Raw genomic sequence first — 12372 nt, forward strand, 5'->3', positions numbered from 1 at the left:
TGCCTGCTTTTTTCTTGAGGATTTGTTTTGAGGAGGAATGCCCCTTTGGCAAGCGAGACGTCTACAACCCATGAGAAAATCAACATCGCCATCGACGGTCCTGCGGGGGCAGGGAAAAGTACGATAGCTCGAATGGTTGCCGGTAGACTGCATTATGTCTACGTCGATACCGGGGCGATGTACCGGGCGGCAACTTGGTATTTTCTGCAGCTAGGGATCGGACCAGACGAAGTGGACAAAGTGCTGCAGCATTTACCTGAATTGGATATCGAATTGCTGCCTGGAGAACAGGGGCAACAGGTCCGGGTGAACGGTCGAGACGTCACGGAAGAGATTCGCTCGTTAGCCGTGAATGCCCAAGTGTCCCGATATGCGCAAATCGAGGGGCTGCGCGATCGGCTTGTCTCATTGCAGCGGCAAATGGCTTTGCGCAAAGGCGTCGTCATGGACGGACGCGATATCGGCACTTGCGTATTACCTGATGCGGAAGTGAAGGTGTTCATGACCGCGAGCGTTGAGGAACGGGCACGTCGGCGTTACAAGGAAATGAAGGAGCAGGACAAGATTTCCTTCGATGACCTCGTGCGATCGATTGAAGAGCGAGACCGGCTGGACCGGGAGCGGGAGGTTTCCCCGCTGCGGCAGGCAGAGGATGCTCAGCTGCTGGATACGACGCAGATGTCCTTGGACGAAGTGGCCGACCACATCGTAGCAATGTGCAGAACCTATGGAAGTGAGAGTTGAGCCTGGATGATCTATCGTTTTTGTCGAAGTGTGCTTCGCATCCTCTATAAGCTGTTGTATCGCTTTGAGGTAAGCGGCTTGGAGCATATCCCCAAAGAAGGCGGAGTGCTCTTGTGCTCCAACCATTTAACTTTGCTTGATCCGCCGACCATCGGCATCATGGTGGAACGCAAGGTGCATTTTATGGCCAAGCAGGAATTGTTCAACATTTTCGGCTTCAGTTGGCTGATTCGGCAGCTAGGCGCTTTCCCTGTAAAGCGGGGGGGCGTAAGCAAAGAATCGATCAAAACCGCGCTGACCTTGCTCCGTAACGGTCACGTCATCGGGATTTTCCCGGAAGGCCGTCGGGTGAAAGACGCCGAAGCGAATATGATCGGCAAGAAAGGTGCGGCGACGTTCGCGCTTCGCAGTGACGCAGCGGTGATTCCGGTTGCGATTATTGGCACTTATAAATTGTTTCGGAAATTGCGCGTCGTTTACGGACCGCCGGTTGATCTGACGGAGTTCAAGGAGAATGGCGGACCTGACGCAGCCGAGCGAGCTACGGAGAAAATCATGGCCAGCATCGCCGAGCTGAAGAAGCGTTAATTTTTTCATGCCTTTGCCAGATGGGATGCATGAAGGCTGATAACATTTGGGAAGCTATACCTTAATGGATTGTTTTGAACTTCGCTACAAGTGGAAGCTCAAAAAGTCAATTTTTTACTTTGTGATCGAAAGCTGGCTTTTTGAACAACCTTTAGAGCGGGTTTAAATAAATGGGTTTTTGAATTGAGGAGGTTATTGACATGTCGGAAGAAACAAAAAATGTTCAAGAGGCTGCGGAAGTCGCTAGCCAGGATGAGATGGAGCAAATCGTCTCTTTGAAAAAAGGGGACACCGTCAAAGGAACGATCGTCAAAATCGAAGATAACCAAGCTTATGTAAGCATTGGATATAAATACGACGGTGTTATTCCTATTCGCGAGCTGTCCTCCGTACATCTCGACAATGCGGCGGATGCTGTGCAAGTAGGCCAAGAGGTAGAAACGAAAGTGGTCAGCATCGACGACGAGAAGGAACGCCTGGTGCTCTCCAAACGTGCGATTGACAGCGAAAACGCTTGGGAAGAGCTGGGGAAGAAGTTCCAGAACGGCGAAGTCTTCGAAGTTACGGTTGCCGACGTCGTCAAAGGCGGGATTGTCGCTGACGTAGGCGTTCGCGGCTTCATTCCGGCATCGATGGTAGAACGTCACTTCGTTGAAGACTTCAGCGACTATAAAGGCCGCACGCTGCGCGTCAAAGTGAAAGAACTTGACCGTGAGAACAACAAAGTGATCCTTTCCCAAAAGGATGTGCTTGATGAAGAGTTTGAAGCGAACAAACAAAAAGTGATGGCTGAATTGAAAGAAGGCCAAGTGCTGGAAGGTACGGTTCAACGCTTGACTCAATTTGGTGCATTTGTTGACGTAGGCGGCGTAGACGGATTGGTACACGTATCCGAAATCGCATGGAACCATGTTGACAAACCTGCTGACGTCCTGTCCGAAGGCGACAAAGTGAAGGTAAAAGTGCTCAAAGTTGATCCGGAAAAAGGCAAAATCAGCCTTTCGATCAAAGCAGCACAACCAGGTCCTTGGGATACAGCGGCTGAGAAATTCCACACCGGTGACATTGTAACAGGCGAAGTTAAACGACTGGTGAACTTTGGTGCCTTCGTGGAAATCGCACCGGGGGTAGAAGGACTCGTTCATATCTCTCAAATTTCGCATAAGCATATCGGAACTCCGCATGAAGTGCTGAAAGAAGGACAAACGGTACAGGTGAAAGTGCTGGACGTGAACCCTAGCGAGAAACGGGTAAGCCTCAGCATTAAGGAAACGGAAGAAGCTCCGGCTCCTGCACCGAAGAGCGAAAGACCTTCCAAAGGCAGCAGCGTGAGAAAAGAAGACCTGGGCGACAACCCTAACGTATCGCTGAGCAACCAAGGCTTGAGCATCACGCTGGGCGAACGCTTCGGCGATAAACTCAGCAAACTGAAATAATCAGGTTTTAGTGGCTCGAACATCGGCGGACCCTGAAGAAGCGGGTTCGCCGTTTTTGTTGTTGACCGTTAGCCAAGCTATCTTTTTTTTGCTATGATGATTTACGTGTATCCGCAAATAAACGTGTGAAGCCTATATAGAGAATTAACTCCATTTTGAGGATCCAAAAATAAGTATTAGGAGGGATGTCAATGGCAAGACCCGTTGTGGCTATCGTCGGGCGGCCGAATGTGGGGAAATCCACGATATTTAACCGGATTATCGGTGACCGCCTGGCAATCGTGGAAGATAAGCCCGGGATTACGCGCGACCGGATTTACGGTGCGTCGGAATGGAACGGGAAACCGTTCAGCATCATCGATACAGGAGGGATTGAACTCGACGACGAGGAGCCGATTCTCAAATCGATCCGTATGCAGGCCGAACTCGCGATCGAGGAAGCCGATGTGATTGTATTTATGTGTGACGCCAAGGCTGGCGTGACTACTTCGGACGAGGAGGTCGCCAATTTGTTGTACCGGTCAGGCAAGCCGGTCATTGTCGCGGTGAATAAGGTGGATAACATCGGCCGGATCGACAATATTTATGAGTTTTATAACCTCGGCTTTGGTGAGCCGATTGGGGTATCGGGCAGCCATGGCACGGGCATCGGCGATTTGCTGGATGCGATTGCGGATAATCTGCCGGAGCTCGCGGATGACGAATACGATGATGACGTGATCCGGGTCGCTTTGATTGGTCGTCCAAACGTGGGGAAATCCTCGCTGGTGAACGCGATCCTCGGTGAAGAGCGAGTCATCGTCAGCGATATCGCCGGAACAACACGTGATGCGATTGATACGCCGTTCGAGAAAGACGGTCAACGGTACGTCCTGATCGATACCGCAGGGATGCGCAAACGCGGTAAGGTCTATGAAACGACGGAGAAGTACAGCGTTATGCGCGCCATGAAAGCGATCGAGCGGGCGGATGTGGTACTGGTTCTGATCAACGGCGAAGAAGGGATCATCGAACAGGATAAGCATATCGCGGGATACGCTTATGAAGCCGGTAAAGCTTCCATTTTCGTCGTGAACAAATGGGATGTGGTTGAGAAGGACGATAAAACCATGCACCAATTTGAGCAAAGAATCCGCGACCACTTCCTGTTTATGACGTATGCCCCGATTGTTTTCCTGTCAGCTAAAACGAAGCAGCGTTTACATAAACTGTTGCCGGTGGTTCAGCACGTCGCAGATCAGCATGCGAAGCGCGTGCAGACCCATCTGCTAAACGATGTTGTGTCGGATGCAATCGCCATCAATCCTCCGCCAACGGACAAAGGGCGGCGCCTGCGAATTAATTACGTCACGCAGGTTGCGGTGAAACCGCCGACCATCGTGGTATTTGTCAACGATCCGGAGCTGATGCATTTCTCTTATGAACGGTACCTGGAGAACAAAATCCGGGCAGCATTTGATTTTGAGGGAACGCCAATCCGGCTGTTTACGCGGCGCAAGTCTGATGAAGGTTAGGGGAGAATAAGGTGATTTTACCCGTAATAGCTGTAATTGTTTGTTATTTGCTTGGCTCGGTTAGCTTCAGCGTCGTGTTGGCGAAAGCCTTAAAAGGCATCGATATTCGCCAGCACGGCAGCGGAAACGCGGGAGCCACCAACACACTGCGCGTACTGGGGAAAGGCCCGGCGATTCTCGTTCTGGCCCTGGATGTGCTTAAGGGGATTGCCGCAGTATGGATCGGCCGCTGGCTAGGCGACGGCGTCGAATGGATCGCCTCGCTGTGCGGCATCGCAGCAATCGTCGGCCATAACTGGCCGCTTTATTTCCGCTTTCGCGGCGGAAAAGGGATTGCCACCACGATTGGCGTGATGGCGACCTTGTTTTTCTTCCCTGCGTTGTACGCGGGGATCATTGCGATATTATCGATCGTTATTACCCGGTACGTCTCGCTTGGTTCGCTTATCTTCGTCTTCTTGACGCCGATTTTTCTGGCGGTCTCCGGCGAATTCGGCCCTTATTTCTGGGCGAGTCTGGTCATCTGCGTGTTCGCCTTCTGGAGACATCGCACGAATATCGTGAAGATCGTGCACGGCAAGGAAAATAAGCTGGGATCCAAAGGAGGAGATCGCGTTGTCTAATAAAGCCGCCGTGCTGGTGGCGGGCAGTTGGGGAACGGCACTCGCCAGTGTGCTCGCCGACAAAGACATGGAAGTTGCCTTGTGGACACGTAGCGAAGCGCAACAGGATGAAATCAATACGAAACATCGCAATGAACGTTTTTTGCCTGGCGTGGACTTGTCGCCTCGCCTTACGGCAACCACTGATTTGGAAGCCGCAGTGACCGGTGCGAAAGCGGTCGTGATGGTTGCGCCGTCCTCGGCGGTTCGTGAGGTTGCTCGATCACTAAAGCCTTTCTGGCATGAGGATATGCTGCTGGTACATGCCACCAAGGGCTTTGAGATTGAGAGCATGAAGCGGATGTCGACGGTGATCGCGGAGGAACTCGGCTGTGAAGAGGGGCGTATTGTTGTATTGTCCGGTCCTAGCCATGCGGAGGAAGTTGTGAAACGCTGCCCGACCACTGTGGTTGTCGCTGCACAGGACGCGGCCCAGGCTGAATTGGCTCAGGACCTGTTCATGAACCCGTATTTCCGCGTCTACACCAACCGGGATATGGTAGGCGTGGAGCTTGCCGGGGCTTTAAAAAATATCATCGCGCTGGGCGCCGGAATGTCCGATGGACTGGGCTACGGGGACAACGCCAAGGCGGCACTGCTTACCCGCGGTCTTGCGGAGATTACGCGGGTCGGCGTTGAAATGGGAGCCAACCCGCTGACCTTTGCCGGTTTGGCCGGGGTCGGCGACCTGGTCGTGACGGCAACCAGCCGGCACAGCCGGAACTGGCGAGCTGGGTTTATGCTGGGCGAAGGCAAACCGCTGGAGGAAGTATTAACCCAGATGGGCATGGTTGTAGAAGGCATTCGCACAACGAAAGCGGCCCATGCCATCTCTGAGAAGTATCAGGTGCAGATGCCGATTGCGGCTCAGCTTTACCACGTCCTATTCGAGGGGCTGGACCCGCGCACCGCTGTAGAGGCGCTGATGGGACGCGACCGGAAAACGGAGATGGAAGTGATGTCCCTAGAAACCTGGGAACAATGGCACACTTGAGCGGAAGTTCAAAAATTCGTCTTTTGATCACGAAGCATCTTCAAAGTAGTGGATTCGACATCGAATCTTGAATTCAGCAGGGCCTTCCGTTGCTCACGTAGGTCTGCCTACGCTCCGCTACTCAGTCCCAGCTTCATCCAACCTTCTCGGTGCTGAAAAGCCGCCTTTTTGAACCTTTATTGAAATTGGAGTTACCAGACACGGCTTTTGATATCGCCGTTAGAGCCCGTTTTGCTGGGGAATATCACCTTTACCTCCGCCCTCTCATACATTGGTTGAAGAGGACAACGGAGGAGGCGAAAGCGTGAGCAAGATATCCAAAGAGGCCTTGAATGCCATCAACAAGAAGACGGGTAAAGCGATCTCGGAAAGTTCGGTCAAAAAGCTGGCCAGCACCGTAAAGCCATCAACCATTCAAAATGAAGCCGAACTACGTAAGCTGATCAAGCAAGTATCGGCGATGGCGAAAGTTCCCGTGTCGGAAAGCACGATTCACGAGATCGTGAACGCCGTGAAAAAAAGCGGCATGAATCCGTCCAATATGGAAGCCTTAATGAAGTTAATGCTTAAAAAATAAATAAAGGTGATCCTTATTGCCCTTAAGCTCTGCGGCCGTATGCCGCGGGGCTTTGTTTAGTTTTGGCCAGCGCGTAGCCTGAAAGACCGCATAATGCTATAATATGGATCATATTAAAGCAAAAAATAGTAGGTGAAATAAACAGATGGATGCAATGACGAAGATGTGGCTATCGATCGCCGCCGTATTGATCATGGGGGTCTCGGTCTTTTTGATCACATTTGCACGGACGAAAACCAAAGGGTGGATTAAGGGAATCTTATCGCTCCTTGCCTTTTTTATTATGCTGGTGGGCTTTTTGACCGGGCTTGTGTCGATTACTTGACAGAACCTCTACATCACTGAACCCAAGAGAAGAGGAAGAGATATGCAACAACAAGATAGCAAAGCCTATGCCGATTTAACCGAAGAATTATGCAAGCTGGCCGAAAGCTGTGGAATGGAGGGCAAGTGGCTGCTAGGGGGAAGCTGCGGATTGTGGCTCCAGGGGGTTGAGCTTGCGACGGTTCCGCGGGATATCGACGTCTATGCGGATCTGGCGACCGCCGACCGGCTGCACGAGCGGCTCCGGCAGTTTGCGACGGACCAGCCGCGTCATGACCGGAGCGGAATCTATACCTCCCGGTTAAGCCATTACCGTATTGGCGAGTCGACAATTGAGCTGGTAGGCGGATTTGAAGTCCATACCGCCGGGGCGTTCTATCGGACGGAGATAGAAGCGTTGCTAGCGCCGGCCGCGCAGCGTGTGAAATTGCGTGATAGCGCTTTATGGGTCATGCCGTTAGCCCATGAATTGGTGTTTAACCTCCTGCGCGAGCGTCCGGATCGCTATTTGCCGATTGCGGGGATGATCCGTAAAGAGCCGGATCGACATCTGCCCCTGTTGGACGAGCTGTTGAAACGGAACGAATGGTCGGCGGATTGGGTTGGACGGATGGCTGAGTTGTTGGATCGCCCGCTGCTCTCTCGGCCATGGCGCGAATATCGCGGCAGGAAGGCTTAAGGAGCGGATCGTGGAAGGACGTATTACGTTTCTGCCGTCCGGGAAAACCGTTCAAGTCCGGCCGGGCACTTCGGTTCTGAGGGCTGCCCGTGGAGCTAGAATTCATTTAGCGACGCGATGCGGTGGGAATGCCGGCTGTCTGATGTGCAAAGTTCAGGTCGATCCGGAGCACGCTGCCGCGTTAACTCCTCCGAGCGATGCGGAGCGCCGCAAGCTTGGCCCGCTGTTGGACCAGGGGATGCGCCTGGCCTGTCAGGCGAAGATCCGGGGGGATGTGGTGGTTCAGCTGCCGAAGGACCCGCTCAAGGCGGCGATTCGCAAACAGCTGGAACGGCAGCGGGAAGAGGAGGAATTATGGTAACGGCAAGTACGGAAGGGGATAAGGTGAGATTTTCAACATGACGAAGTTACGTTATTTGAAGCATACCTGCTTGAGATCAGCGGCGCTGGTTGTCTTATTGGCGTTAACGACCTCGCTGCTGTCAGGCTGTTTGTACCGCGGGGAGAGGCAGCAGGGCGGCCCGGTTTCCTATATGGAGAGCGTGGACCGGGTTCAACGGGCTTTGGATCGTTTTCAGGAAGATAAGGGGATCCTGCCGATCATTACTGCCGGGGAGGATACTCCGCGATACGAGAAATACAAGATCGATTTGAACCAATTGAAGCGGGAAGGTTATTTGGATGAGCTTCCGGCGGCAGCCTTTGAGCAGGGCGGAAGCGTCTATTTTCTCGTTATCGATGAGGAAACCGACCCTACGGTTAAAGTAATGGATTTAAACACGATTCAGAAGGTGAACGACGTCCAGCACAAAGTGCTGAGCTACCGTACAAGCCACGGAGATGCTCTCCCGGGCGAGGCCAATGGTGAGGTCTATCCGGGTCTGTATACGGTTGATCTCCCGTTGCTTAAGGCCGACAGCTTGGCATTGACCAGTGTCTATTCCGGGGAGACCCTTTCCTACCTGATGGACAAGCAGGGCAATGTGTACGTGGATTACGCTTTTGATATTATGCAGGCGATCGATCAGTCTGGGAAAACGCCGCAAGGCGACGAAGATCTGCGCACCTGGTTGACGGACCGCTCCGCGTTCGTTCCGGTGAAGTCGCCGCCTTACCGTTGGAACGGAAGCGAACCCGTACCATATCTCAATTAAGAAGAAACCTCTCGAATGATTTCGGGAGGTTTTTCTTTTCTCTCTTCTCCTTTTTCCTGCGTCATACTTTTTCCGATAGAGTCATACAAATGGGAGTATGGCGGTTAAGTGCCCGCCTTGTTCGGGTTGAATGAGCGGCCCCGCAAAAAAAACGGGCTTGGACGGTTTTAACCGTCATATTCTCGCATCTGGTACATAAGATGTTACTAGTCCAAATGCATGTACGAGTTTACGCCGCTTCGTTCAGGTTCTTTCCACAGGTTTGCGGCGGCGGACACGGGCAAGAGGGGCTGCCGCTCCTGCCGCAGCAGCGAGGCCCAAAATCATGACGAATCACGAAGCGGATGCTCTCGGGGCATTTTTCCTTCGGCGAAATTTGAGGAGGGGATATCATTGGTATTGGAGAAAGTGGACATTTTTAAGGACATTGCCGAACGAACTGGAGGCGACATCTATCTAGGGGTCGTCGGTGCCGTCCGTACCGGGAAGTCGACCTTTATTAAGCGATTCATGGAAACTGTCGTACTCCCGAACATCGCAAATGAAGCAGATCGAGTCCGCGCGGTAGATGAACTTCCGCAAAGCGCCGCCGGCAAAACTATTATGACGACCGAACCGAAGTTTGTCCCGAACAATGCGGTGCAAATCAAGGTGGCTGAAGGACTCGAGGTAAACGTAAGACTCGTCGATTGCGTCGGATACGCCGTGGAAGGCGCAAAAGGCTACGAGGACGAAAATGGGCCGCGAATGATCTCCACCCCATGGTTTGAAGAACCGATTCCGTTCCAAGAGGCTGCGGAAATCGGAACGCGCAAAGTCATCCAGGAACATTCCACGTTAGGGGTTGTCGTGACGACGGATGGAACGATCGCCGATATTCCGCGTTATTCTTACGTGGAATCTGAGGAGCGGGTTGTTGCCGAACTGAAGGAGGTCGGCAAGCCATTTGTGCTGGTGATCAACTCGACGCGTCCAGACAGTGAGGAAACACAGCAACTCCGCGGTGAGTTGGCCGCAAAATATGACATTCCGGTCCTTGCGCTCAGCGCAGCGACAATGACGGAAGAAGACGTGACCGGTGTCCTCCGGGAAGTTCTGTATGAGTTCCCGGTACATGAGGTCAACGTCAACCTGCCTAGCTGGGTGATGGTACTGAACGAGAACCACTGGCTGCGCACCAATTTTGAGAACTCCGTCCGTGACACGGTTAAGGATATTCGCCGTCTGCGCGATGTCGACCGGGTTGTCGGAAATTTCATGGAATACGATTTTATCGATCGAGCTGGTCTGAGCGGACTGAATATGGGTCAAGGTGTAGCGGAGATCGATCTGTATGCGCCGGATGATCTGTATGATCGCATCCTGATGGAAGTGGTGGGTGTAGAAATTCGCGGCAAAGACCATTTGCTGCAGCTGATGCAGGAATTCACGCACGCGAAACGGGAATACGACCGGTTCGCCGAGGCGCTGGAAATGGTCAAAACGACCGGTTACGGTATCGCTGCGCCGACGCTTGCGGAAATGGCGTTGGATGAGCCAGAGCTGATCCGTCAAGGCTCCCGCTTCGGGGTAAGGCTGAAGGCGACGGCACCATCGATCCATATGATCCGCGTCGATGTCGAGTCGGAATTTGCGCCGATCATCGGGACCGAGAAGCAAAGCGAAGAGCTTGTCCGCTACCTGATGCAGGATTTCGAGAACGATCCGATCAAGATTTGGGAATCCGACATCTTCGGCAGATCCCTGCACTCGATCGTACGCGAAGGCATTCAAGGCAAAATTGCCATGATGCCGGATAACGCACGTTACAAGCTGCAGGAAACGCTGGGGCGGATTATCAACGAAGGCTCCGGCGGCCTCATCGCCATCATTCTATAGGTAATTAAAAATTCGGCTTTTGATCACGAAGCTAACCTGAGGAAGCGGAGTCGGCGTCGAATCTTGAATTCAGCCGGGCCTTCCGTTGCTCACGTACCTCTATGTACGCTCCGCTACTCAGTCCCTAGCTTCATCCAACCTTCTCGGTGCTGAAAAGCCGAATTTTTATCTTTACTAATTGCAATTCCTCCTCAATGACCGCGCGTATGCTGTATTTTGGCTGCGTGCGGTTGTTTTGTTATTTGGGGGGCGGAAAGGTCCAATTTGTAGGGCGAATTGAGGAAATATCGCCGGGAAGCCTTGAAATAGCTTGAAATTATGCATGGGCTGTATTACTATAAATTTGTTCCGCGTCCCCGAAAGCGCGATTTCATCACGTTTTTCGGGAACTTGTACGTAATGAATTGCATAAATCACGTATATTCTGCGGTAAAACGGAAACACAAATAGCAAGTGGTATTATTTTCCTTGGTGGGAGGTGAAATACACATGAACAAATCCGATTTGATTGCTCAAGTTGCAGAAAGTACTGAGCTGTCCAAGAAAGACGCGACTAAAGCGGTTGACGCCGTTTTTGATGCGATTTCCACAGCGCTGCAGAACGGAGATAAAGTTCAACTGGTTGGCTTCGGTAACTTTGAAGTCCGCGAGCGTTCCGCCCGTAAAGGCCGCAACCCGCAAACCGGAGAGGAAATCGAAATCCCTGCGAGCAAAATTCCTGCTTTCAAACCAGGTAAAGCGCTCAAAGACGGAATTAAATAAAGATTTCTACGTATCTTCCGTGCAAAAGACCGTGGGCTTCTCGTTCACGGCTTTTTCTTTTCATGGAGGCTTAAAAAAGAAGCAGTCTGTCAAAAATGTGAAGGGGGAGGCGCTGCCACATGGATAACCAGCAACACGGTAACGATCCATCTGCCGCGGGCGGAGACTATTTCGTGGTTAAGGCCAAAGAACAAGGCGTTACGGTCATCGGGCTGACCCGGGGGAAGGATACGCGGTTTCACCACACCGAGAAGTTGGACAAGGGTGAGGTGCTCATCGCCCAATTTACCGATCACACCTCCGCCGTCAAGATTCGCGGCAAAGCGCTCGTCTATACGAAGCACGGCTTGATCGATACGGAAGAATGATTTTCAAATCTGCAGGCATAGCCTGCTTTTTTTCTATGTAGAATGGGGTATAAGAACCGTATGGACAAAGGCAGATTTGCGCTGTCCGAGTGTACCAGAAGGGAGAATGCCCCATGAAACGGAACATAGCCGTTCGGGCCATCCTGTTAACGTTCGTCTGCGCGCTGGCGATGGCGGGCGCAGCTTGGCTTGGCGAGCATCCTGCCCGGGAGCGGCAAGCGGCAGCGGTGTTTGCCGGTACGTCCCCGGCGGAGTTAACCGAAGAGAACCTCGTGGACGCCTTGGCCCCGCTGCAGCTTCCGGTGCCCATCGCTAAAGTGGAGCTGAACCGGGATATTTTGTCCGTTGACCTGAAGGTTGAGGGCGACCAGGTTCGTGCCGCAGACGTGTACCGGGGAATGGCGGAAATGATCTCGTTTGCGTTCGAACGCACCAACAATATCGATCAGCTGCTGCTGAGATTGATGGCGGAGGACCGTTGGCTTGGCACCAAATATCTGCTGCTGGCTGCCGATGTTCGGCGTACCGAATTTTCGGCCGAGGAGCTGGACCTTCTTCGGCATGTCGGGAGCGGTGAGATGCCCGAAGAGTTGCGGTTGCGCATGCGGATGACGGAAACAAAGCTGTGGCAGTCTCGTTTTCTACAGGAGTAACCGGTGAATTGACCGATGAGTTGATTTCGCGTATAGCCT

Annotated in this window: 15 protein-coding genes; all 15 read left to right on the plus strand. The window is 52.6% G+C overall.

The window, feature by feature from the left end; translation table 11 throughout:
• Positions 1-45 precede the first annotated feature (45 nt).
• The 15 genes from cmk (at position 46) to POTG_RS15975 (ending at position 12333) form a co-directional block, all read left to right on the plus strand.
• Positions 46-744: a (d)CMP kinase gene (cmk, locus tag POTG_RS15905; protein WP_009225862.1), complete on the plus strand. Its 699-nt coding sequence runs from the start codon at positions 46-48 to the stop codon at positions 742-744.
• Positions 745-750: 6 nt separating this feature from the next.
• Positions 751-1332, plus strand: a complete 582-nt coding sequence (locus tag POTG_RS15910) for a lysophospholipid acyltransferase family protein (protein WP_009225863.1) — start codon at positions 751-753, stop codon at positions 1330-1332.
• 200 nt (positions 1333-1532) lie between these two features.
• Positions 1533-2768 carry a 30S ribosomal protein S1 gene (rpsA, locus tag POTG_RS15915; protein ID WP_009225864.1) on the plus strand — a complete coding sequence of 412 codons (1236 nt, stop codon included), beginning with the start codon at positions 1533-1535 and terminating at the stop codon, positions 2766-2768.
• A gap of 191 nt (positions 2769-2959) precedes the next feature.
• Entirely contained in the window at positions 2960-4282 is a 1323-nt protein-coding gene (gene der, locus POTG_RS15920) for a ribosome biogenesis GTPase Der (RefSeq protein WP_036645810.1), read from the plus strand.
• A gap of 11 nt (positions 4283-4293) precedes the next feature.
• Entirely contained in the window at positions 4294-4905 is a 612-nt protein-coding gene (plsY, locus tag POTG_RS15925; protein ID WP_009225866.1) for a glycerol-3-phosphate 1-O-acyltransferase PlsY, read from the plus strand.
• The gene (locus POTG_RS15930) at positions 4898-5938 is read left to right on the plus strand and encodes an NAD(P)H-dependent glycerol-3-phosphate dehydrogenase (RefSeq protein WP_009225867.1); all 1041 of its coding nucleotides are present in this window, start codon (positions 4898-4900) and stop codon (positions 5936-5938) included. The genes plsY and POTG_RS15930 overlap by 8 nt, the downstream gene beginning before the upstream one ends.
• 304 nt (positions 5939-6242) lie before the next feature.
• Entirely contained in the window at positions 6243-6515 is a 273-nt protein-coding gene (locus tag POTG_RS15935; protein WP_009225868.1) for a stage VI sporulation protein F, read from the plus strand.
• A 145-nt stretch (positions 6516-6660) separates the two neighbouring features.
• Complete coding sequence (locus POTG_RS15940) at positions 6661-6840, plus strand: DUF2768 family protein (protein WP_009225869.1); 180 nt, start codon at positions 6661-6663, stop codon at positions 6838-6840.
• 42 nt (positions 6841-6882) lie between these two features.
• Positions 6883-7518, plus strand: coding sequence for a hypothetical protein (locus POTG_RS15945; RefSeq protein WP_009225870.1), 636 nt, complete (start codon positions 6883-6885; stop codon positions 7516-7518).
• Positions 7519-7528: 10 nt separating this feature from the next.
• Complete coding sequence (locus POTG_RS15950; RefSeq protein WP_009225871.1) at positions 7529-7879, plus strand: 2Fe-2S iron-sulfur cluster-binding protein; 351 nt, start codon at positions 7529-7531, stop codon at positions 7877-7879.
• 37 nt (positions 7880-7916) lie between these two features.
• The gene (locus POTG_RS15955) at positions 7917-8672 is read left to right on the plus strand and encodes a DUF3939 domain-containing protein (RefSeq protein WP_009225872.1); all 756 of its coding nucleotides are present in this window, start codon (positions 7917-7919) and stop codon (positions 8670-8672) included.
• A 399-nt stretch (positions 8673-9071) separates the two neighbouring features.
• Positions 9072-10550 carry a stage IV sporulation protein A gene (spoIVA, locus tag POTG_RS15960; protein WP_036645837.1) on the plus strand — a complete coding sequence of 493 codons (1479 nt, stop codon included), beginning with the start codon at positions 9072-9074 and terminating at the stop codon, positions 10548-10550.
• Positions 10551-11039: 489 nt separating this feature from the next.
• The gene (locus POTG_RS15965; RefSeq protein ID WP_009225874.1) at positions 11040-11312 is read left to right on the plus strand and encodes an HU family DNA-binding protein; all 273 of its coding nucleotides are present in this window, start codon (positions 11040-11042) and stop codon (positions 11310-11312) included.
• Between the two features lie 119 nt (positions 11313-11431).
• On the plus strand, positions 11432-11680 hold the full coding sequence (gene mtrB / locus POTG_RS15970; RefSeq protein WP_009225875.1) for a trp RNA-binding attenuation protein MtrB: 249 nt from the start codon (positions 11432-11434) through the stop codon (positions 11678-11680).
• Positions 11681-11793: 113 nt separating this feature from the next.
• Complete coding sequence (locus POTG_RS15975) at positions 11794-12333, plus strand: hypothetical protein (RefSeq protein WP_036645812.1); 540 nt, start codon at positions 11794-11796, stop codon at positions 12331-12333.
• Positions 12334-12372: the final 39 nt, after the last annotated feature.

The organism is Paenibacillus sp. oral taxon 786 str. D14, assembly GCF_000159955.1.
GTDB classification, from domain to species: domain Bacteria; phylum Bacillota; class Bacilli; order Paenibacillales; family Paenibacillaceae; genus Fontibacillus; species Fontibacillus phoenicis.